Below are 23164 nucleotides of genomic sequence, written 5' to 3' on the forward strand. Positions count from 1 at the left end.
GGCGGAAGGGGCACTGCACACAGGCTGCGGGTCGGGGACCCGGTGCGGCATCGGGCCCCGGCCCCCACATTTGCGCAAGGGCGCCCGAGCAGGCCCGGATCCTGTGCGGGCAGGCTTCCGAGCCGCCCGCGACCTGCCGGAACCCGTACGCCGCGGCCCTCCTCACCGACCGCCGCACCACCCCGTACGGAGGGCCCGCGGCCCCCATGGGGGCGGTCCCACGGAATATGGGGGATCGGCCCCCATGTGCGCGCCCCCGCACTCTGCGAGTTTTCTCCTGTGACTGACACCGCCACCACCGCCGAAGACTCCCAGGTCGGCGGCCTGGCCCCCTCCTGGTGGGCCCGGGCCCTGAACCTGCGGGAGCGGCTCGCCGCCCCGGGTACCCCGGTACCCGCACCGGCCGACGCCCCCCACAGCCGACCGGCATCCTGGTCCCTGGGGGACACGGACGGATTCGCGGCCCGGCTGGCGAGCCTGGGAACCACCGAGGGCGTGGCGTACGCCCTCGCGGCGGAGGCCCCCGGCCGGCTGGCCGCCCGTACGGCCGAGCCGCAGTGGGCCCGCTCCATCGAGCGGATGGTGGCCGGGGCCCCGGTCGAGCTCCCGGTCGGGCTCCCGGTCGAACTCCCCACCGGGCTCCCGGCGGAGGACGCGGACGGCGCCGCGGTGTTCCTGCCCGCGCTGCGCCCCCTGATCGGCTCCGCCTGGGCCGAGGCGGCCGCACAGCTCGACCTCGCCGACGGCGAACTCGCCGCCGTGCGGGAGGCCTTCGAGGAGCGGCTCGGCGACCGGCTCATCCGCCAGTCCGCCCGCACCCTGGTCCGCGAACTCCACCGGGCCCGTACCGAGGGCCTGTTGGCGGGGGAGACCCCGCGGGAGCGGTTCGCGGACTTCCTCGCCCGGCTCGGCACCCGGCAGGGCCTCGCGGAGTTGTTCACCCGCTACCCCGTGCTGGCGCGGATGCTCGGCCAGGCCTGCGGCCACGCGGCCTCGGCCACGGCGGAGCTGTTCGAGCGCTTCACCGCCGACCGCCCGGAGATCGTCGCGGGCCTGCTGCACGGCACGGACCCGGGCGCCCTCGTACGGGTGGACCTCGGCCGGGGCGACGTCCACCAGGGCAACCGGTCGGTGGCCCTGCTGCGCTTCGCGAACGGCGCGACCGTCGTCTACAAGCCCCGGCCGCTCGACCAGCACGTACTGCTGGACCAGGCGGTCGGCTGGGCCAACGCCAAGGTGGCCGGCCTGGGCCTGAGGACCCCGCGCTCGGTGCGCGGCGAGGGCTACGGCTGGCTGGAGTTCATCGAGCACGGCTGGTGCACCTCGCCCACCGAACTGGACCGCTTCTACCGGCGCCAGGGCGCGCTGCTCGCCCTGCTCTACGCGGTCGACGGCGTGGACATGCACTACGAGAACGTCATCGCCTGCGGTGACCAGCCGGTGCTGGTGGACGCCGAGACCCTGCTCCACGCCGGCCTGCCGGAGGCCGTGACCTGCGGCTCCGACCCGGCGGCGGACGCCCTGGCCGCCTCGGTGTACCGCACCTGCCTGCTGCCGAGCCTGCTGATCGGCGAGAACGGCGCCATGGACATCTCGGCCCTCGGCGGCGGGGACGGCGGCTCGTACCCCAGCGACGGACTGCGCTGGGAGGCGGCCGGAACGGACGAAATGCGGCTGCTGCGCGCCCCGGTGGCCACCGAGGCCGGGCAGAACCGGCCGGGCCCGCAGGGCAGGACGGCCGGCCATGCCGACCACCGCGCGGCGTTACTGGAGGGGTTCCGGGCCGGGTACGACGCGATCACCGAGCACCGGGCCGAACTGCTCGGCACCGGAACGGCCGACGGCGAGGGTGAGGGTGAGGGTGAGGGTGAGGGCGGGGGCGACGGCGGGGGCCGGGGGGACGGCGGGCTGCTGGCCCGCTGGGCGACCAGCCCGGGGCGTCTGATCGCCCGCTCGACCCGCCTCTACACGACCCTGCTGGACGAGTCCACCCACCCCGACCTGCTGCGGGACGCGCTGACCCGGGACACCGTATTCGCCGTGCTCTGGACGGAATCCGATTACGACCCGGCACGGCAGCGGCTGATCGAGGACGAGATCGCCGACCTGTGGTCCGGGGACGTACCGCTCTTCTTCCATCATCCCTCGGACACCGCGCTGCGGACCTCCCGGGGCACCCGCCTCGACGGGGTGCTGCCGGCCCCGAGCCTGCGCGCCGCCCGCGCCAAGATCGCCGCCATGGGGGAGGTGGACCGCCACGACCAGGAGTGGATCATCTCGGCGACGCTCGCCGTCACCGGGGCCAACCTCAGCGTCGGCGGCCCCCGTTCGACCCTGGCCGGCCCCGCGGCGCCGGTCGTCGTCCCCGAGCCCTCCCGGCTGCTGGCCGCGGCCTGCGGGATCGCCGACGAGATCGCGGCCCGGGCGGTGCACGGCGGCGACCGCGTCAACTGGCTCGGCCTGGAGCAGGTGTCCGGTGAGCACTGGGCGGTCCTGCCGATGGGCGGCGGGCTCGCCCAGGGCTACTGCGGAGTGGCGCTCTTCCTCGCCCAGCTCGGAGCCCTGACCGGGGCCGAGCGGTACACCGCGCTGGCCCGGCAGGCCGTACGGCCGCTGCCCGCGCTGCTCGCCGCGCTCGCCGCCGACCCCGGGCTGGGGGCCGCGGTGGGACCCGGCGCCCTGCACGGGATCGGCGGCATCGTCTACACGGCGGCCCGGCTGGCCCCGCTGCTCGGCGAGGGCGAGGGCGGGGGCTTGGGCGCCTGCCTGCCCGACGCGCTCGCCGCCCTGGAGCGCGCCGCCCTGGCCGACACCGGGGAAGGCGCCGGGGAAGGCGCCGAAGGGCCGGCCGATCTGGCCGACGGCCTCGCCGGAGCCCTGGCCGCCGCGGTCGCCGCGCAGCGCACGTACGGGTCGGTGGCGCAGGGGGTGGCCCGGCGGCTGGCCGACCGGCTGCTGGTCCGGGCCGGGAAGAGCCTCGCCGGACAGCGCCCCGCGGTCCCCGGCTTCGCCCACGGCGACGCGGGCATCGGCTGGGCCCTGCTGCGCTACGCCGCCGCCCTGGAGGAGGCGGGGGAGCCGGGGGCCGCGTACGCCCGGACCGGCGCCGCCCTGCTGCGCCCGGCGCTGGCCGAAGCCCTGCTCCGCCCCGCGGACCTCGGCTGGCACACGGGCCTGGCGGGCACCGCGCTGGCCGCCGCGGACGTACTGGGCTCCGACGTACCGGGCTCGGAGGTACCGGGCTCCGACGGGCTCGGGGCCGACGCGCCCGGGGCCGCCGGGCAGCCGCCCCTCGCGGCGGAACTCGACCGGTGCGCCGCCCTGCTGGGCGCGCCCGACGCGTCATCCGACCTCAGCCTGCACCGCGGCGCCCTCGGATCCCTGGAACTGCTGGGCGTGCTCGCCGGGCGGGGCCACGAGGGGGCCCGGGCCGCCCTCGGCCACCGCGCCGGGGAGGTTCTCGGCCGACTGGAGGATCACGGCCGGCGCTGCGGCACCCCCGACCACGTTCCGTCCCCCGGTTTCCTCACGGGGCTCTCCGGCATCGGGTACGCCCTGCTCAGGCTGGGCTTCCCGGAGCGCGTCCCGTCCGTACTGCTCCTCGAACCCGCATAGCGCACCCGTACTTCAGCACTGAGCACCACTCCCCATCAGGCATCGAGAAAGGTACTCACGACCATGCAGAAGACCCAGGTCAACGCCCAGTCCATCGCCGCCGACGAGGCCGCCGCCACGGCCGCTGCCGAGGCGCGGACCGAGGACCCGGCCGGCGGGATCACCTTGTCGGGACGGAACAAGGCGTGCGCCCGGGCCCGTGCTCTGGCCGGTGTGGTGCTCACCAGCGGCATCGTCATCACCCTGAGCTCGATCGACACCAGCGTCTCGGCCCCGAACGTCACCTGGTAGCCGCGTGTCCGATCTTCTCCGGATCTCTCCCGGATCTTCACCCCGCCTCTGTTCGAAACGGCCAACTTTCGTCGCACAATCGGCCGATCGCATGAACTAGATTGCGGACATGCGTTCCCGTTCGCGGTACATCGTCGGTCGTGACCCGCAACTGCGTGAGATCAAGCAGGCACTGACCGACGCGGGAGAAGGCCGCGGCGGGGTCGTCTTCCTGGTCGGCGAGGCCGGGATCGGGAAATCCAGGCTCGCCGCCGAAGCCGTGGGCATGGCCTTCGGCATGGGCATGCGGGCCCTGCGCGGGCGGAGCAGCACGACCGGCCCCACCGTCCCTTTCCGGCCACTCACCGAAGCGCTGATGTCGCTCTTCCGCAGCGGCGAACCCCTGGACGACCTGCCGCTGGGCCCCTACCGGCCCGCGCTCGGCAGGATCATCCCGGACTGGAGCAGCGACGCCCAGAACAACAGCTCCATGGTCATCCTCGGCGAGGCCGTCCTGCGGCTGCTCATCGCCACCGGCAAGGAGCACGGCCAGCTCCTGCTCCTGGAGGACCTGCACGACGCCGACCCCGAGACGCTCGCGGTCGTCGAGTACCTCGTGGACAACCTGGAGTACACCAACGTGGTGCTCCTGGCCACCATCCGTACGGAGCCCTGCGACGCGCTGGACATGGCCGACTCGGCCCGCCGGCGCGGCGTGGGGACCGTACTGGAACTCGCCCCGCTCACCCGCCCCGAGGTCGGCGCGGTCATCGCCGCCCAGCTGGACACCGAACCCGAACTCGTCCCGCAGGCGGCCCTGGACCGGCTCTGGGACGACAGCGCCGGCAGCCCCTTCCTCGTCGAGGAACTGCTCCAGGGAATGATCGGCAGCGGCGCCCTCGTCCGCTTCGAGGACGGCTGGCGGGTCGTCGGCGACCTGCGCAGCGACGTGTCCACCGCCCTCGCCCGGGGCATCCTGCGCCGCATCGACCGGCTCGGCCCGCAGGGGCTGACCCTGCTCTCCGCGGCCGCCGTGATCGGCCGCCGCTTCCCGCTGACCGTGCTCCAGCGGATGACGGGCATCGACGACCGCGGGCTGCTCAGCCATCTGCACGCCGGCGTCGCGGCCCAGCTCGTCGTCCCCGACGAACCCGCCCCCGACTGGTACGCGTTCCGCCACTCGCTCACCGCCGAGGCCCTGCACACCCAGCTCACCCCGGGCAACCGGGCGCAGATGTCGGGCCGCGCCGCCGACGCGGTGCAGGCGCTCTACCCCGACCTCGAGGGCGACTGGTGCCCCCTGGTCGCGGAGCTGCGCTCCCAGGCGGGCGACGACGCCGAGGCCGGGCGCCTGTTCACCGACGCAGGGCTGCGCGCGCTGGCGGCCGGGGCGATCGGCTCCGCGATCACCCTGCTCAGCCGCGCCGAACGGCTGCTCGCCGCCAGCCAGGACCCGGCCGGGCGCACCGACGCCCTGGAGGCCCTGCTCCCCGCGCTCGCCGAAGCCGGGGACTTCGCCCGCGCCTTCGGCTTCGCGGAGAACCTGCACACCCTCGGCGGCAGCGGCCTGAGCGCCACCCGGCTCGCCGCGCTGCACACCCGGCTCGCCAAGGTGGCGCACACCGCGGGCCGCTGGGAGGACGGCAACAGACAGATAGCCCAGGCCAGATCCCTCCTGGGCGCCCATCCCGACGAGCGCACCACCGCCTCGATCGACGTGACCGCCGCCTACCTCGCGCTCGACACCCCCGGCCAGGACCGCACCCAACTGGCCGAGAAACTCGGCAACTCGGCCCTCCAGGCGGCCCAGCGCCACGGCCTGGCCACCGTCGCCTGCCAGGCCCTGGAACTCCTCGCCACCCTCGCCCGCGAACGGGACTTCGACGAGGCCACCGCCCTGCTGGAATCGGCCCTGCAGACCGCCGAACAGCACCAGCTCCCGCTCCAGCGCATGTACGCGCTGACCCGGATCGGCGGCAACTACTGGCTCACCGAGGGCGCCACCGCCCCCCTGCTGGCCGCCCGGAGCGAGGCCCAGCGGCTCGGCTCGGCCAACATCGTCTACACCATCGACGGCATCATGATCCTGGACGCCGTCCTGCGGGCCGAGTTCACCGCCGCGCAGCAGTCCGCCGAGGAGTGCCTGGCCGTCGTACAGCGGCTGCGGCTGGCCCCGGCCACCCGGTACGTCCTGATGGCGCGGGCCGCGCTGGCCGCCCACCGGGGCGACCGGCCCGCGATGGAGGGCGCCCTCGCGACCTTCGCGGAGTGCGACGGAGCAGGCTCCCAGGAGGAACCGCTGACCCTCGGCCTCGCCCGGGCCTTCTGCGCGCTGATGGAGGAGGACCGGCCCGGCGCCGTGGCCGAACTGCGGGCCGTCGCCGACCTGGAGGACGCCAACCCCAGTACGTACTACCTCAGCGGGCGGTACGGCATCGGGCTGCTCCTGGACGTGCAGTCGGGGGAGGCCGACCGCGCCGCGTACGAGGAGATCGCCGCCACCGCACCCGGCCGGATGCGCTGGAACCGGCAGTTCGTCCTGTTCGCCGGCGCCGTCCTGCTGGGGCGCGAACGCCGCCCCGAGGAGGCCGCGGCCGCCGTGGCCGAGGCCCTGCGCGTCGCCGCCCCGTACGCCACCGCCCTCCACCTGGGCCTTCGGCTGATCGCCGACGCGGCGTACGAGGACGGCTGGGGCGAGCCGGTGGCCTGGCTGCGCCAGGCCGAGGAGTACTTCCACCAGGGCGGCGTGGCCACGGTCGCCAATGCCTGCCGCGCGGCCCTGCGCCGGATGGGCGCCCCGGGCCGCCAGCGCCGTACGGGGTCGAGCACGATCCCGGACGTCCTGCGCACGCAGGGCGTCACGGTCCGCGAGTACGAGGTCTTCCGGCTCCTCGCGGAACGGCTGGGCAACAAGGACATCGCCGACCGCCTCTACATCTCGCCCCGTACGGTCGAGAAGCACATCGCGGCCCTCGGCACCAAGACGGGCCGCACCAACCGGGCCGCGCTCTGCGAACTCTCGGCGTCCCTGGAGGCATCGGCGCCCTGAGGCACCGGCCTGCCCCGTCACCGCATCTCGCGGACGGTCCGCGAGCTGAGGATGCCGATCGCCGTCACCGCCAGGACCGCCGCCGAGACGGCGAACATCGGGGCGGTGCCCGACTGCGCCAGGGCTCCGCAGACGATCAGGGAGAGCGGGGCGACCGCGTAGCCGATCACCATGTCCACCGAGATCACCCGGCTCAGCACCGAGCCGTCGATCGTGCGCTGGATCCAGCTGAGGCCGAAGACCCCCTGGAAGCCCATCCCGAAGCCCATCGCCAGCACCGTGGCGAGAGCCCCCGCCGTGTTGCCGACGAGGCCGAGCAGGCCCGTGCCGATCGCCAGCCAGCCCGCCAGCGCGGCGATCAGCAGGCCGATCCGGGGGCGGCTGCCCACGGCCCCGCCGACCAGGGTCCCCAGCATCGCCCCGCCGGCCAGCGCGCCGTTGAGCAGGCCCAGGGTGGCCGAGCCGCCGTGCAGGTCGACCTTGGCCAGGGTGGCGAAGCCGACGGTGAACGGCCCCGCCTGGCAGAAGGTCACCGCCGCGTCGACGGCCAGGATCGTACGGATCCGCGGGTCCTCGAAGGCGTACCGCAGCCCGGCGCGGATCCGGGCGCCCAGCGAGACCTCGGCCTTGGGCGGACCCGCGCTGTCGGCCGGTCCGTCCGCCGCCGGGCCCTCCCCCTCGGCGACGGGGCGGGGCAGCGTACGGACCCCCGCGACGCACAGGCCGCAGAGCGCGAAGCACACCCCGTCGACGAGGAAGGCGACGGGGGCGTTGGAGAAGGCCACCACCATGCCGCCGACGGCCGGGCCGAGCACGGCCGCCACCTTGGTGCCGACGGCGAGCAGGGCGTTGGCCGGGGCGAGCTGCTCCTTGTCCACCACCGACGGCAGGATCGAGGCCCGGGCCGGCTGGAAGAACGCGTCGACCGCGCCGAAGGCCGCGGCGGCGCAGCACAGCATCCACAGCGTCAGGGATCCGGCGAGGCCGGCCAGGCCCACGGCCGCCATCAGGGCGGCCCGGGCCCAGCTGGAGAGCTTCATCAGGGTCCGCGAGGACCACTTGTCGCTGAGGGAGCCGCCGACCAGGGTCAGCAGGGCCCGCGGCACCGCCTGGAAGGCGAGGACGTAGCCGAGGGCCAGCGTGGACTGGGTGAGGCCGAGCGTGATCCAGGAGAAGGCGATGTAGCTGAACCCGTCGCCGAGCAGGGACAGGGACTGCCCGAGCCAGAGCAGCCGGAACGAGGGCAGCCGGGCGGGGGCGCTCAGCCGCTCCCGCGCGTCCACCAGGGTGGAAGCCATGGAAATCCCCTCCGTGGGGCCGTGGTCAGTAGCGGACGGGCAGGGACGTCAGCGCGCGGTTGAGGAGGGAGGGCTGCCAGGTGTGCTGCTGGTCGAGCAGCTCCAGCCCCGGGTACTCGCGGACGAGTACGTCGACCACCGCGCCCGCCACCAGCCGGGCGAAGGCCGCCCCGATGCAGAAGTGCGCGCCGAAGCCGAACCCGAGGTGCGAGGCGCTGCCGCGCCGGACGTTGAACACGTCCGGGTCGGGGAAGCGGGCCGGGTCCCGGTTGGCGGCCGCCGTGACCAGGAACAGCCGGTCCTCGGCGCGGACGGAGCGCCCGTCGAGGTCGAAGTCCCGGGCGGCGGTGCGGATCGACATCTTCGACGGGCCGTCGAAGCGCATGGCCTCCTCGACCGCCATCGACACCAGGGCCGGGTCCTCCCTTACGGCGGCCAGCTGTTCGGGGTGCTCCAGCAGGGCGAGTACGGCGTTGACGATGAGGTTGCTGGTGGTCTCGCCGCCGGCGAAGGCCATCTGCGTCAGCATCCCGACGAACTCCTCCTCGCTGACCGACTTCCCGATCTGGCCGCCCGCCAGCACGGCGCTGATCAGGTCGTCCTTGGGGTCGGCGCGGCGCTGTCGCACCAGGTCGGCGAGGTAGTCGTCCAGGTTGACCAGGGACTGGAGCGAGGTGCGGTACTCGCGCTCCTCCTGGGCGGCCCCGAGGACGAGGTCGCCTACCCGGGCGTTCCAGTACCAGAAGGACGGGCCGTGCGCCTGGGGGACGCCCAGCCAGCGGGCGAAGACGAGGGCGGGCAGCGGCCGGGCGATGTCGGCGACCAGGTCCCCGATCCGGCCGGGGACGGCGCGCCGGGTGAGCATGGCGCGGGTGGCGCGCTCGACGAACGCCCGGTAGCGGCCGATCGAGCGGGCCGCGAACTGCTCCTGGAACACCTGGCGCAGCCTTCGGTGCTGCGGGGCGTCGTTGAACACCATCCAGCGGGAGAGGATCCCGAAGGCCCGCTCGGCGTCCTCGCGGGCGCCCTCCGGCACGGCGTCCATCAGCGGGCGCACCCGCTCGGCGGAGACGGCGGGGGCGCGCAGGCAGTGCATCAGCTGGGCGTGCCCGGTGACGAGCCAGGCCCGGTGCATGGCGGACCAGTACACGGGGTCGTGGTCGCGCAGGGAGTTGAGGTACCCGTACGGGTCCGCGTTGACGGCGGGGTCGAGGAGGTACCGCTCGGTGAAGGCGGCCGGCGGGGCCGGCGGGGCCGGCGGAACCGGCGGGACCGTACGGGTCACCGCGGCCGGCGGGGCGGTCTGCGGGGCGGTCTGCCCGGTGACCGGGCACACCAGGGGGGACATGTCCGCGGTCGTGTTCGTGTTCGTGTTCGTGGTCAGGACGGTCATCGGCGTGCCTCCGACTGGATCCGGCCGAGCACAGCAGCGGTCTTGTGCATCAGCCGTTCGGACATCATGGACATGTGGTCGCCTTCGGTGACGTGGACGGTCAGCCCGCCGAGCGCGATCTCGCGCCAGCGCTCGATGTAGGTGCGGAAGTCCACGTCCAGCCCGGGCATCGGTTCGCCGTCGGGCAGTTCCGCGGCCGCGCTGCCCACCAGCAGGTGGACGTGGCCGGGGTAGGGGCGCAGTACGTAGTCGGACAGGGCGGTCAGCAGCGAGTGCCAGACCTCGATGGGGGCCTGCTCCACCAGCGCCGCCTCGCCGGGGCTCATACCGGCCCCCAGCAGCAGGGCGGTGAGCTCGGCCACGGCCGCGTCCCGCTCCGGGGACGGCGGCAGCGTACGGACGCGGTCGCGCATCCGCAGCCCCCGCTCCATGTCCCGACCGACCGCCGCGAGACGTTCGCGGGCCGCCGGGTGGGGCAGGTGCGGCTCGATCAGCGTCAGCGGTGCGACGGTGTGACCGGCCTCGTGCATCTGAGTGGCCATCTCCAGGGCGATGTTGGCGCCCATGGACCAGCCCAGCAGGTCGTGCGGGCCGTGCCCGCCGTGGGCCGCGATCTCGGCGGCGTAGTTGGCCGCGATCCCGGCGATCGTGGTCGGGTCCACCCCGCCGAGCAGGCCGCGGGCCTGGAAGGCGCGGACCGGCTGACCGGGCGGCAGGGCCCGGGCGAGCGGCACGTACCAGGCGCCGCTGCCGCCGCTGGGGTGCACGCACCACAACGGGGCGCCGTCGCCCTCGCGCAGGCGGACCTCCGAGGTGACGGCCTTCGCGCCGGGAGGAGCCTGCGCGGCCCCGGCCGCCTGCGCCGCCGCCTCCGTGGCGCGGGCGGCGAGCCGGGCGATCGTGGGCAGTTCGAGCAGGTCCCGTACGGAGACGCTCAGCCCGCGGGCGGCGGCCTGCGCGGCGACCCGGACGGTGGAGAGCGAACTGCCCCCGAGGGCGAAGAAGTCGTCTTGAACCCCGACCTGTTCGATGCCGAGGACCGTGCGCCACACCTCGGCGAGCACCACCTCGGCCGGCGTGCCCGGCGCGACGTAGTCGGTGGCGCTGCCCAGCCGGTCGGCCGAGGGCAGCGGCAGGGCCTTCTTGTCCACCTTGCCGCTGCTGTTGACCGGCATCGCGTCGAGGAAGACGAACCGCGCGGGGACCATGTACGCGGGCACCTTGGCCCGCAGCGCCCGGCGGAAGGGCTCGACGACGGGCGCTGCGCCCTCCTCGGGCACCACGTACGCCACCAGCGCCGGCTCCGGCAGGTCCCGCCGCAGCAGGACCACCGCCTGCTGCACCTCGGGCAGTTCCCGCAGCCCGTGCTCGATCTCACCGAGCTCGATGCGGAACCCGCGCAGCTTCACCTGGCTGTCGCGGCGGCCGAGGACCTCCACGGCGCCGTCGGGCAGCTGGACGCCGATGTCCCCGGTGCGGCACAGCCGGCCGCCGGGGGCGCCGTACGGGTCGGGGACGAACGCGGCGGCGGTCAGGTCGGGGCGGTTCACATAGCCCCGGCCGATGGCCCGCCCGCCGAGGTAGACCTCTCCCTGCACCCCGACCGGAACCGGCTGGAGGTCCTCGTCGAGTACGTAGACCTGGGTGTTGCGCATCGGCCAGCCGATCGGCGGGCGCTTGCAGTCGGGCTTGAGGAGGGTGGAGACGGACCACACGGCCGTCTCGGTGAGCCCGTAGACGTTGTAGAACCGCCGTCCGCGCGCCCACTTCTGGGCCAGTTCGGCCGGGCAGGCCTCGCCGGCCACCTGGAGGATCCGCAGGGCGGGGAAGCGGTCCTCGCCGAGGGCCGCCAGGGCGCTCGGGGCCAGCATCGCGACGGTGATCCCGTAGTCGAGCAGGGTGCCGGCGAGGTCGGCGCCCGCGCGCAGCGCTTCCCTGGGCGGTGTGCACAGCTGGGCGCCGTTCGCCAGGGCCCAGGTCAGGTCCATGATCGAGACGTCGAAGCTGAGGGAGGCGAACTGGAGCACCCGGTCGCCGGGGGTCACGGGGAACAGGTCGCGCTGCCCCTCCAGCATGTTGGTCAGGCTGCGGTGCTGGATGGTGACGCCCTTGGGCGTGCCCGTGGAACCCGAGGTGTAGAGGATGTAGGCCGCGTTGTCCGCGGTGACGGCGGGCGCCGGGGCCGGGACCTCGACGGGCGCCGCCCAGGACGCCGGATCGTCCACGACCAGGGTCGGGCCGTCGAACGGCACCGTCCCCAGCAGCGAGGACTGGGTGATCAGCACCGGCATCCCGCTGTCCTCGACGATGAACTTCAGCCGGTCGGCGGGGTGCTGCGACTCCAGCGGCAGGAACGCGCCGCCCGAGCGGAGCACACCGAGCACGGCCCGGACCATTTCCGGACCCCGGTCGAGGCAGATGCCGACCGGAACCTCTGGACCGACCCCGAGCGCACGCAGCCGGTCCGCCAACTCGTGTACGGAGGCGTCCAGTTCGGCGTACGTGACCTCCTGCCCACCCTGCCGGACGGCCACCGCGCCGGGCGTGAGCACGGCGTGCTCGGCCACGCACTCGTGGAACATCAGCGAGGTGTTCGGCAGCTCGGGGCCGCGGCCCCACTCCTCCAGCGCCCGCATCCGCGCCTCGCCGGCCAGCGCCGGCGCCGTGACCGCGGCCTCGGGCCGGGCGGTCATCGCCTTCAGCACCCCGCACATCAGGTCGGCGAGCTGCTCGGCGGTGGCCGGGGCCAGGTAGTCCGGGTCGACGTCGAGGGTGAAGGACTCCACGCTCGCGTTGAGCATCAGCGGGAACGCCGTGCGGGCGATCTCCAGCGAGTCGTCCCAGCTGTCCCCCGACAGCCGGTGGAAGTTGACGTAGTTGAAGAGGGTGTCCGCCAGGCTCGGCTCACCCGGCCGCAGCTGCGCGAGGCGGGCCAGCGGCACCCTGCGGTACGGCAGCATCTCCTGCTCGGCGGCGAACGCCGCCTGCAGGTACTCCAGCCAGCTGCCCCGGGGGCGCCGGACCCCGAACGGCACGGTGTTGAGGAACAGCCCGCGCATCCGGTCGGAGCCGGGCACCTCGGGCCGGCCGTTGGTGACCAGGCCGACCGAGTGGCCCTCGGCGTCGCCGTCACGCTCGGCGAACAGGCTCATGGTGTGGTGGAACGCCGTCAGCAGGACGGTACGGCGGGGCACCCCGGCCAGCCGGGCCAGCCGGCCGATCGGCTCGGCGAGGGCCGCGTACGAGCGGCGCGCCTCGTGCACGAACTGCCCGCCGTCGGAGGCCTCCGTACCGCGCCGGGTGAACCGGACCGGTCTCAGGTCGCCCAGCGCCGAGCGCCAGTACTCCAGGCCCTCCTCGTCGACGAGCGCGGCCCGCTCCAGCGCGACGTACTCGGCGTACGGGGGCGCCGCCGGCAGCTGCGGGGTCCGGCCCTGGGCCACGGCCTGCCGGTGCAGGTCCAGCAGGTCGGCGATCAGCGAGGTCAGGCTCCAGCCGTCGAGCACCACGTGGCAGTCGGTGAGCGTCAGCCGCAGCTCCCGGTCGGTGAGGTGGTGCAGGTGGATGCGGACCAGCGGCGGGGCCGCCAGGTCGAAGCGCCGGGCGAACTCCGCGTCGACGTAGCCCCGTACGGACGCCCACTGCTCCTCGTGGGGCAGTCCGCGCAGATCGCTGTAGCCGACCGGGAGTTCGGCGGCGGCGTGCACCAGCTGGAGCGGCTCGGAGAAGGAGACCAGGTCGATGGAGGACCGCAGGATGCTGTGGCCCCGGACGACGTTGTCCACCGCCGTACGGAAGGCGGCGGGGTCGAAGCCCTCCGGCACGGTGATCTTGAGGTCGGTGACGTTGTGGTAGGCGCCGCGGCTCGGGTCGGCCAGCATCTCGTGCAGCATGCCGGCCTGGAGCATGGTCAGCGGGTACGCGTCGTCGAGGCCCTGCGGGAGCCGGGCCGCGTCGGCCGGGTCGAGCTGGGAGAAGGGCTCCACGGGCGCGGGGCCGGTGTCCTCGGCGGCCTGCGTCGCCAGCGCGGCGAGATCGCCCAGGGTGCGGGCCCGGAAGAGGTCCGGGACGCCGAGGCCCAGTCCGGCGTTGCGGGCCTGCCCGATCACGCGCAGGGCCAGCATCGAGTCGCCGCCCAGGTCGAAGAAGTTCGCCGTGCGGCTGATCCGCTCGGCGCCCAGCACGTCCGACCAGATGCGGGCCAGCGCCTCTTCGGCCGGACCGGCCGGCGGGACGTGTCCGGCGGGGGCGCCGGCCCCGTCGACGGCCACCGCCACCAGGGACTTGCGGTCCACCTTGCCGTTGGCGGTGATCGGCAGCTTCGGGTGCCGGACGAACAGTGCGGGCACCATGTACTCGGGCAGCGTCAGGCGCAGCCGGTCGCGCAGGTCCGGCGCGTCCAGCGGCCGGCCCTCGGTCAGCACCACGTGGGCGACCAGGCGGGCGCCGCCGTGCGCGTCGGGCCGGGCCACCACCGCGGCGTCCCGCACTCCGGGCAGGGCGCGCAGCGCCGTCTCGATCTCACCGGGCTCGATGCGGAACCCGCGGATCTTCACCTGGTGGTCGGCCCGCCCGGCGTACGCCAACTGCCCGTCGGGCAGCACCCGTACCAGGTCGCCGGTGCGGTACATGCGGGTCCCGGCCGGACCGAACGGGTCGAGGGGGAAGCGCTCGGCGGACAGCTCCGGCCGGTTGCGGTAGCCGCGGGCGACGCCGCCGCCGGCCACGTACAGCTCTCCCACCGTGCCGTGCGGCACCAGGCGGCCCGCCCGGTCCAGGACGTAGCCGTGCTGGCCGGCCAGGGGGCGGCCGATCGGCGAGTACACGGCGGAGAGCGTGTCCTCCTCGGTGATCAGCCGGTACGTGACGTGCACGGTCGTCTCGGTGATCCCGTACATGTTCACCAGCGCGGGCCGCTCGCCCTCGGGCACGGCGAACCAGTCGCGGTAGTCGCGGGCGTCGAAGGCGTCTCCGCCGAAGACCACCGTGCGCAGCGCGAGGGAGCCGAACTCCTCGCCCTGCTGGGCCAGATGGGCCCGCAGCCCCTTGAAGGCGGCCGGGGTCTGGTTGAGCACGGTCACGCGCTCGTCGCGCAGGACGGCGTGGACGGCGGCGGGGTCGCGGACCTCGTCCTCGGTCAGCACGACCACCCGGCCGCCGGAGGTCAGCGGGGCCCACAGCTCCCAGACGGAGAAGTCGAACGCGGGGGAGTGCAGGAGCGTCCACACGTCGTCGGCGCCGAAGTCGAAGTGGCGGTCGGCGGCGCCGAGCAGCCAGGCCAGGTTGGAGTGGGTGATCTCGACGCCCTTGGGCTGCCCGGTCGATCCCGAGGTGTAGATGACGTACGCGAGGGTCTGCGGTCCGGGGAGCACGGCGCAGTGCAGCTCCTCGCTCTCGTCGGAGGTGTCGTCGCCGGGGCCGTCGGCGGCCCCGCAGGCGGCTTCGTCCAGCGGGATCAGGCCCACCGGCAGCCCCTCCACCGCGGCGCGGCCGACGGCGTCGGCGACCACCCACTCCACCCCGGCGTCGCCGACCGTGAACTCCCGCCGGGCCCGCGGGTGGGCGGGGTCCAGCGGCAGGTACGCCGCGCCCGCCCGCCAGACGCCGAGCAGCGCGACGGCCAGGTCGACCGAGCGGCCCAGGCAGACGCCGACCAGGGACTCCGGGCCGATGCCCGCGGCCCGCAGCCGCCGGGCCAGGGCCAGCGAGGCCGCGTCGAGTTCGGCGTACGTCAGGCTGCGGCCGCCGCCGGAGACGGCCACGGCGGTGGGGGCCAGCCGGATCCGCTCGGCCAGGCGCTCCATCGCGAGCCGGGGGGCCGGCTCGGGTGCGGCGCCCGCGGGCAGGCGGTTCGCCGGGCCGTCGGGGCCGAGCAGCGCGGCCCGCTCCCGCGCGGTGAGCAGGTCGGCCATGGCGAGCGGCACGTCCGGGGCCTCGGCGAAGGCCCGCAGCACCGCGACGGTGTGCTCGGCCAGCCGGGCCACCGACGCCGCGTCGAACAGGTCGGGGCGGTAGACGAACTGGAGGCGGATGCGGTCCGCGTCCTCGCTGACGTCCAGCGTCAGGTCGAACTTCGCGGTGGTGAGGTCGATGGGGAAGGCCGTGCCCCGCGCCCCGCCGAGGGCGTACGCACCCTGCCGCGCGGCGGCCGAGTGCGAGAACAGCACCTGGAACAGCGGGTTGCGCGACAGGTCCCGCTCGGGGCTCAGCTCGTCGACGACCCGCTCGAACGGCAGGCTCTGGTGGGACAGGGCGCCCAGGACGCTCTCCCGGGTCCGGGCGAGGAGCTGCGCCGAGGTCGGGTCGCCCGACAGGTCGGTGCGGATCACCAGGGTGTTCACGAAGAACCCCACCAGCTGCTCGATCTCCGGGCGCTCCCGGTTGGCGACGACGGTGCCGATCGCGATGTCGTCCTGGCCGCTGTGGAAGGCGAGCGCCGCCTGGAAGGCCGCCATCAGGGTCATGTACGAGGTGGTGTCGGCCCGGCGGCCGAGCTCGGCCAGGGCCGCCGTCAGCGCCGCGGGGAGCTCGACCGCGTGCACGGCGCCGGCGGAGGTGCGGACGGCGGGCCGCGGGTGGTCGGTGGGCAGTTCGAGCGGGGTCAGGCCGGCCAGCGCCGTACGCCAGTAGTCCAGGTCCGCGCTCTCGTCGGCGCCGCGCTGCCAGTGCGCGTAGTCGGTGTAGTCGACCGGCGGCCGGTCGGGCTGTGGGGTCCGGCCCTGGGCTCTGGCGCGGTAGCAGGCGCTCAGGTCGCCGGTCAGGACGTCCAGCGACCAGCCGTCCGAGACGATGTGGTGCATGGCCAGGACGAGTACGTGGTCCTCGGCGGCGATCCGCAGCAGGGTGGCCCGGAACGGGGGCGCGGCGGCCAGGTCGAAGGGGCGCAGCGCCACCTCCCGTACGGCCTCGGCGATCGCCTCGGGGCCGCCGTCGCGGACCGCCGGGGGCAGGTCGACCAGGTCGAGGCCGGCCGCGGCCCCGGCGGGGAGCACGCGCTGGGCGGGTACGCCGTCCTCGTGGGAGAAGACCACCCGCAGCTGCTCGTGGCGGGCGACGAGGTCCCCGATCGCGGCGCTCAGCGCGGCGGTGTCCAGGGGGCCGGCGAACCGCCAGGCGGCGGGCATCAGGTACTCGACGCCGCCGGGGTCGAGCTGGTCGAGGAAGTACAGGCGCTGCTGGGCCGCGGACAGGGGGGACTGCGCGGGGCGCGGGTCGAGGCGGGGGATCCCCGCGGGCGCGGCGGCGGCCTTGCCGCGCAGGCGCATTTCGAGGAGGCGGCGGGCCGCCGGGGAGAGACCGCCGGGCGTCGTGGAAGCGGTGGTGGAGGGTTCGACCTGTGCAGTGGTCATCGCAAGTGCCGTCCAATCGAGGCTGGGTTCGGGGCTCGGATCGCCGCGGCGATCAGAAGTCGGAGGTCAGGGACAGGTCGATCTCGTCGTCGCTCATCGAGGAGATCTGGTCGATGAGCTGTCGTTCCACTTCGAGGGCGAGCAGTTCGACCGTCGGGTGGTCGAACAGGTCGCGTACCTGGATCGGGCAGTCGAACGCGGTGCGCAGGCGGGACGCGGCCGCCACGGCGCGCAGCGAGTGGCCGCCGAGGGCGAAGAAGTCCTCCCTGATCCCGACCTCGGGCAGGCCCAGGACCTCGGCCCAGATCTGGGCCGTCACCACCTCGGTCGGGGTGCGCGGGGCCACGGACGCGGCCGGCGCGGGCAGCTGCGGATCGGGCAGCGCGGCGGTGTCCACCTTGCCCTGCACGGTCCGGGGCAGGGCGTCGAGCAGGACGAACGCGGCGGGCACCATGTAGCCGGGCAGCAGGGTCCGGCACCAGGCGGCCAGCGCCTCGGCGTCCGGCCCCCGGCCCGGGCCGGCCGCGTAGCCGACGAGGGCGCGCTCGCCCCGCAGTTCCCGGACCAGGACGGTCGCGGCGTGCACGTCCGGGTGCTGTTCGAGGACCGCCTCGATCTCGGCCGGTTCGATGCGGAAGCCGCGGATCTTGACCTGGTCGTCGGTGCGGCCGAGGAACTCCAGTTCCCCGGTGGGCAGTCGGCGTACCAGGTCGCCGGTGCGGTAGAGCCGTCCGCCGTCCTGGCCGTACGGGTCGGGTATGAACTTCTGGGCGGTGAGGGCGGAGATGACCGCCTCGGTCGGGCCGTACGTGTTGACGACGGGTACGTCGGGCAGGTGGGCGAACCAGCGGGCCAGCGGCGCCGAGGGCAGCGCCTCGCCGCCGGTGACCAGCAGCCGCAGGCCCTTGAGGTCCCCGGCGACCGTGTCGAGGCGGGCGACGATCTCCTCCCAGTACGCGGGTGTGGCCTCCATGACCGTGATGTCCCGGGTGCGGACGGCCTCGGCGAGCTCCTCCACCGACCACACCTCGTCGGGGCGGACCACCACCGAGGCTCCCGCGCCCAGGGCGGGCAGCACCTGCTCCAGCGAGGCGTCGAAGGAGAAGGAGGCGAAGGCGAGGACGCGGTCGTCGGCCGTGATGCCGAACAGCTCGCGGGCCGCGGCGGCGTGCGCGCCCAGCGCGTGGTGTTCCACGCCGACGGCCTTGGGGCGGCCGGTGGAGCCCGAGGTGAAGATGACGTACGCGAGGTCCTCGGGAGCGGGGGCGTGGCGCGGTGCGTCCGGGTCGGGCACGACGGCGTCGACGGGGACGGTCCGCGGTCCGAGCGCGGCGGCCAGCGCGTGGGTCGAGGCGTCGCTGAAGACGCTGTGCACGCCCGCCTCGGCGCACATGAACCGCAGCCGGTCCTCGGGCAGCCGGGGGTCGAGCGGTACGTAGACCCCGCCCGCCCGCCAGATCGCGGCCATCGCGGCGACCGAGCCGATGCCCCGGCGCAGGCACACGCCGACCGGCGTGCCCGGCCGTACCCCGGAGGCCGTGAGGGCCCGGGCCAGGCCGCCGGTCAGCCCGTTCAGTTCGCCGTACGTCAGGCTCTCGTCCCCGCAGAGCAGGGCGACCGCCTCCGGCGCGCCGGCCACGGTGAACGGCGCCGCCGCAGCGGCCGCCGCGGAGCCCGCCGCCGAGCCCGCCGCCTCGGCCAGTTCCGCGTACTCGGCGGGCGACAGCAGCTCCAACCGCCCCACGGCCTGCTCCGGATCGGCCACCACCGACTCCAGCACCCGGCCCACGTGCCCGGCGAACCGGGTGACGGTGGCGGCGTCGAAGAGGTCGCTCGCGTACTCCACGTTCAGCGCGAACCGGTCGGGATAGAGCAGGAAGGTGGCGGTCAGGTCGAACTTGGCCGAACCCCACGGCAGGACGAAGTGCTCCACGTCGAGCCCCTCGACCCGGGGCCCGCCCGCGGCGCTCTCCTGCACGTCGAACATCACCTGGAACAGGGGGTTGCGGGACGGGTCCCGCTCGGGCCGCAGCTGCTCCACCAGCCGCTCGAACGGCACCTCCTGGTGGTCGAAGGCCCCGAGCACGGACTCCCGGACCCGGCCCAGGAACTCGGTGAACGAGGGCTCGCCGGACAGGTCCCCGCGCAGCACCACCGTGTTCACCAGCAGCCCCACCAGCCGCTCCAGTTCCAGCTGTCCGCGGCCCGCGACCGGGGTGCCCACCGCCACGTCCCGCTGCCTCGACCAGCGGCCCAGCACGATCTGCACCACGGCCAGCAGCACCGTGAACCGGGTCACCCCGTGCCGCCGGGCCAGCTCGCCGAGCGCGGCCTCCAGCTCGTTGGGCAGGTCGATCTCGACCGCCCCGCCCCGGCCCGACCAGCCCGCCGGGCGCGGCCGGTCCGTCGGCAGCTCCAGTACGGGCACGCCGGCCAGGGCCTCCTCCCAGTACGCCAGCTGCCGCTCCAGCACCTCGCCGGCCATCCGGTCGCGCTGCCAGACCGCGAAGTCCCCGTACTGGACCGGGACCGGCGGCAGTTCGGCCGGGCGTCCGGCCACCCGGGCGGCGTACGACTCGGCGAGCTCGCCGATGATCACGTCCTTGGACCAGCCGTCGGTGGCCGCGTGGTGGAAGGCGATGACGGCGACGTGGTCCTCGGGGTCCAGCTCCCACACCCCCGCCCGCAGCAGCGGTGGCCCGGCCAGGTCGAAGCGGCGGGTGGCGTACGGGACGGCCACCGCGCGCAGCCGCTCCAGCCGTACGGCCTCGTCGTCCCCGGGCGGGGCCGACTGCCACACCAGCGGTACGCGGACCCCGTCGACCACCCGCTGCGCCGGCCGGCCGTCCACCTCGACCAGAGCGGTGCGCAGCGCCTCGTGCCGGGCCACCACCTCGTCGAGGGCGCCCTGCCAGGCGTCGCGGTCGAGCCCGCCCCGCATCCGCCACGAGAACCAGAGCACGTACTCGTCGCCCACGTCGGACATGCGGTCCAGGAACCACATCCGCTCCTGCGCGAAGGACAGCGGCAGCGGTCCCGAGCGGTCGACCGGGACGACGGTGGCGGCGCCCGCCTGCCGGGCCGCGGCCACCAGCGGGCCGAACTCGCGGATGCGGGGGTTCTCGAACAGGGTGCGCAGTTCCACCTCGCGGCCGAGCCGCTCCGCGATCCGGGAGACGGCCATGGTGGCGAGCAGGGAGTGGCCGCCCAGGTCGAAGAACCCGTCGTCGATGCCGACCCGGTCGACGCCCAGGACCTCCGCCCAGATGGCGGCGACGACCTGCTCGGTGGCGTCGCGCGGCGCGATGAACTCGGCGCCGCCCGCGGCCGCCCGGTCCCGCTCCGCCCGCTCTCCGTCCGGCCGGGCGGCGGGCAGGGCCGCCCGGTCGAGCTTGCCGGAGGCGTTCACCGGCAGCGCGTCGAGCGCCACGAAGTCCGCGGGCACGGCGTAGTGCGGCAGCCGGCCGGCGCAGAAGGACCGCAGTACGGCGGGCTCCACCGGGCCGCCGGGCCCGGCCACCACGTAGCCGGTCAGGCTCTTGCCGCCCTGGGCGTCCGCCCCGACGGCCACCGCGGCGGCCACCACCCCGGGGCACTCGCCCAACGCCGCCTCGACCTCGCCGAGTTCGATGCGGAAGCCGCGGATCTTGACCTGGTCGTCGGTGCGGCCGAGGAACTCGAGCTCCCCGGTGGGCAGTCGGCGTACCAGGTCGCCGGTGCGGTAGAGCCGTCCGCCGTCCTGGCCGTACGGGTCGGGTATGAACTTCTGGGCGGTGAGGGCGGGCGGTCACCGTGGTCTCGGTCGGGCCGTACGCGTTGAGCACCCGTACGTGCGCCGCCCGCGCCTGCCAGGCGGCCAGCGCCGCGGCCGGGACGGACTCCCCGCCGAGGATCAGCAGGCGCAGCGACGCGAGGGAGGCGGCGGTGCGGTCGGTGAGCGAGAAGGCAAGCTCCGCCCAGTACGTCGGCGGCAGGTTCAAGACGGTGATCCCGTACCGCTCGACCACCAGGGGGATCTGCGCGGGCAGCCACTGCTCGTCCGGCCGGACCACCAGGGTGGCCCCGCAGCCGAGCGCGGTCAGCAGCTGGTCCAGCGAGGCGTCGAACGAGAAGGACGAGAAGGCGAGCACCCGGTCCCGGGCGGTGATCCCGAACTCCTCGCGGGCGGCGGCGACATGCGCGTCGATCGCGCCGTGCTCGATGCCGACGGCCTTGGGACGGCCGGTGGAGCCCGAGGTGAAGATGACGTACGCGAGGTCCCGCGGGTCGGGGGTGTGGTGCGGGGCGCCCGCATCGGATCCGGCGTCCTCCACCCGCAGCACCTGCGGGCCGAGCGCGCCGGCCAGTTCCGCGGTCGTCCCATCGGCGAGGACGCAGGCCAGCCCGGCCTCCCCGGCCATGAACCGCAGCCGCTCCTCGGGGAGCGCCGGATCCAGCGGTACGTAGACCCCGCCGGCCCGCCAGATCGCGGTCATCGCGACCACGGACCGGACCCCGCGCCCGACGCACACGCCGACCGGGGTCCCCGGGCCGACGCCCGCCGCGCGCAGGGCGGTGGCCAGCCCGCCGCCGAGGGCGTCCAGCTCGCGGTAGCGCAGGATCTTCTCCCCGCACACCAGGGCCACCGCGTTCGGCTCGCCCGCCACGGTGAACGGCTCCGCGGCCGGTGCGGGGCGAGCCGAGCCCGCCATCCCGACCAGGCGGGCCCGCTCCTTGCCGGGCAACGGCTCCAGGCGTCCGGCGAGTTCGGCCACCGGGGTCTGCGGCGAGGCCGTCACGGCGCGCAGCAGCTCCACGTACCCCTCGGTGAAGCGGACCATCGAGCTCCGGTCGAACAGGGCGGTGGAGAACTGGAGCCGCGCCGCGATGTCGCCATTGGCGCGCAGGCTCAGGTCGAGGAACACGTCCAGCGGGGTGCCCGTCAGCGGGGTCCGCACCAGGCCGACGTCCAGATCGTCCAGTCGGGCCGCCGACGGGACGGTGTTCAGCAGGGTGAAGGAGGCCTGCGCGAGCGGGTGGCGGGACAGGTCGCGCTCGGTGACCATCTCGCCGACCACCCGGTCGAACGGGGCCTCGGAGTGCGAGAAGTCCCGCAGGGCCCCCGACCGTACCCGGCCCAGCAGGCCGGCGAAGGTCGGATCGCCGGACAGGTCGGTGCGCAGCACGATCGTGTTCACGAACGGGCCGATCAGAGAGGCCACTTCGGCGCGCCCGCGGTCGGCCAGGGTGGTGCACACGGCGATGTCGGAGCGGCCGGAGTACCGGCCGAGCAGGGCCTGGTACACCGCGAGCAGCAGCATGTACCGGGTCGCGCGCTGCTCGCGGGCCACCCGGTCCACCTCGGCGACCAGCCCGGCCGGCAGCTCGAAGCGGACCACGTCGCCGGAGCCGTCCCAGAACGCCGGCCGCGGCCGGTCGGCGGGCAGCGCGAGCGGGGCGACCCCGGCCAGCCGCTCCCGCCAGTAGCCGAGCAGCCGCTCCATCCGCGGCCCGCTCAGGCGCTCGGCCTCGGTCCGGGCGATGTCGGTGTACTGCAGTGGCGGCGCGTCCACGGCCTCGCCCCGGTAGCCGGCGTCCAGTTCGCGCAGCAGCACGTCCCAGGACCAGCCGTCCACCGCGATGTGGTGGACCACCAGGAGCAGCACGTGCTCGTCGGGCCCGAGGCGGGCGAGCAGGGCCCGCAGCGGGTGCTCCTTCGCCAGGTCCAGCGGGCGCGCCAGCTCCCGGTCGAACAGCTCCTCGGTGCTGCCCGCCTCCGTCCGCGCCAGCCGGGTGCGGCCCGCCGGGTCCACCACGGGTACGGGCTCCCCGTCGACGGCCGTGAAGCGGGTGCGCAGCACCTCGTGCCGGTCCACGATGCCGGCCAGCGAGCGCTCCAGGGCCGGGACGTCGAGGGGGCCGCGGATGCGCAGGGCCAGCGGGAGCAGCGACTCGGCGGAGCCTCCGCTGAGCTGGTCGAGGAACCACAGCCTCCGCTGCGCGAACGACACTCCGTCACCGTCACGTACGACGTCGCCGGCTTCGCTGCCGTGCCTCGCCGGTCCGCCGTGCGCTGCGACAACCTTCACTGTGGGCCTCCAAGCGGTGTTTTCCTCAACACTGCTGTCTGCGGAGATCCGTCAGTAGGGAAGAAGACGCAGCTGCGCACGCAGCCGCCGGGGGGTAGAACGCGCAACGGCGGCCCCGCACG

7 protein-coding genes and 1 pseudogene are annotated in these 23164 nt (G+C 74.9%); 3 read left to right on the forward strand and 5 right to left on the reverse strand.

The features are described 5' to 3' along the window. Positions 1-279: 279 nt before the first annotated feature. From IF02_RS0107380 to IF02_RS0107390, 3 genes are all read left to right on the forward strand, one after another. Positions 280-3615, forward strand: coding sequence for a type 2 lanthipeptide synthetase LanM family protein (locus tag IF02_RS0107380; RefSeq protein ID WP_051695924.1), 3336 nt, complete (start codon positions 280-282; stop codon positions 3613-3615). Between the two features lie 63 nt (positions 3616-3678). Next, a complete protein-coding gene (locus IF02_RS0107385) occupies positions 3679-3906 on the forward strand; it encodes a hypothetical protein (RefSeq protein WP_030154593.1) in 228 nt (75 codons plus the stop codon). A gap of 109 nt (positions 3907-4015) precedes the next feature. Further along, a complete protein-coding gene (locus tag IF02_RS0107390) occupies positions 4016-6934 on the forward strand; it encodes a helix-turn-helix transcriptional regulator (protein WP_030154595.1) in 2919 nt (972 codons plus the stop codon). Between the two features lie 17 nt (positions 6935-6951). Here the strand turns inward: IF02_RS0107390 and IF02_RS0107395 are convergent, their stop codons facing one another. The 5 genes and pseudogenes from IF02_RS0107395 to IF02_RS35105 form a co-directional block, all read right to left on the reverse strand. After that, complete coding sequence (locus tag IF02_RS0107395; RefSeq protein ID WP_030154596.1) at positions 6952-8232, reverse strand: MFS transporter; 1281 nt, start codon at positions 8230-8232, stop codon at positions 6952-6954. Between the two features lie 25 nt (positions 8233-8257). After that, positions 8258-9625 (reverse strand): cytochrome P450, encoded by a 1368-nt coding sequence (locus tag IF02_RS0107400; RefSeq protein WP_234318118.1) that lies wholly within the window; start codon positions 9623-9625, stop codon positions 8258-8260. Further along, the gene (locus IF02_RS0107405; protein ID WP_030154600.1) at positions 9622-16974 is read right to left on the reverse strand and encodes a non-ribosomal peptide synthetase; all 7353 of its coding nucleotides are present in this window, start codon (positions 16972-16974) and stop codon (positions 9622-9624) included. The genes IF02_RS0107400 and IF02_RS0107405 overlap by 4 nt, the downstream gene beginning before the upstream one ends. Positions 16975-17026: 52 nt before the next feature. Then, the gene (locus IF02_RS35100; RefSeq protein WP_199809191.1) at positions 17027-20578 is read right to left on the reverse strand and encodes a condensation domain-containing protein; all 3552 of its coding nucleotides are present in this window, start codon (positions 20576-20578) and stop codon (positions 17027-17029) included. A 220-nt stretch (positions 20579-20798) separates the two neighbouring features. Then, positions 20799-23042 (reverse strand): annotated as a pseudogene (locus IF02_RS35105) (condensation domain-containing protein); the annotation flags it as partial. Between the last annotated feature and the right edge of the window lie 122 nt (positions 23043-23164).

It is taken from the genome of Streptomyces sp. NRRL S-244 (assembly GCF_000717915.1).
Classification (GTDB): Bacteria; Actinomycetota; Actinomycetes; order Streptomycetales; family Streptomycetaceae; genus Streptomyces.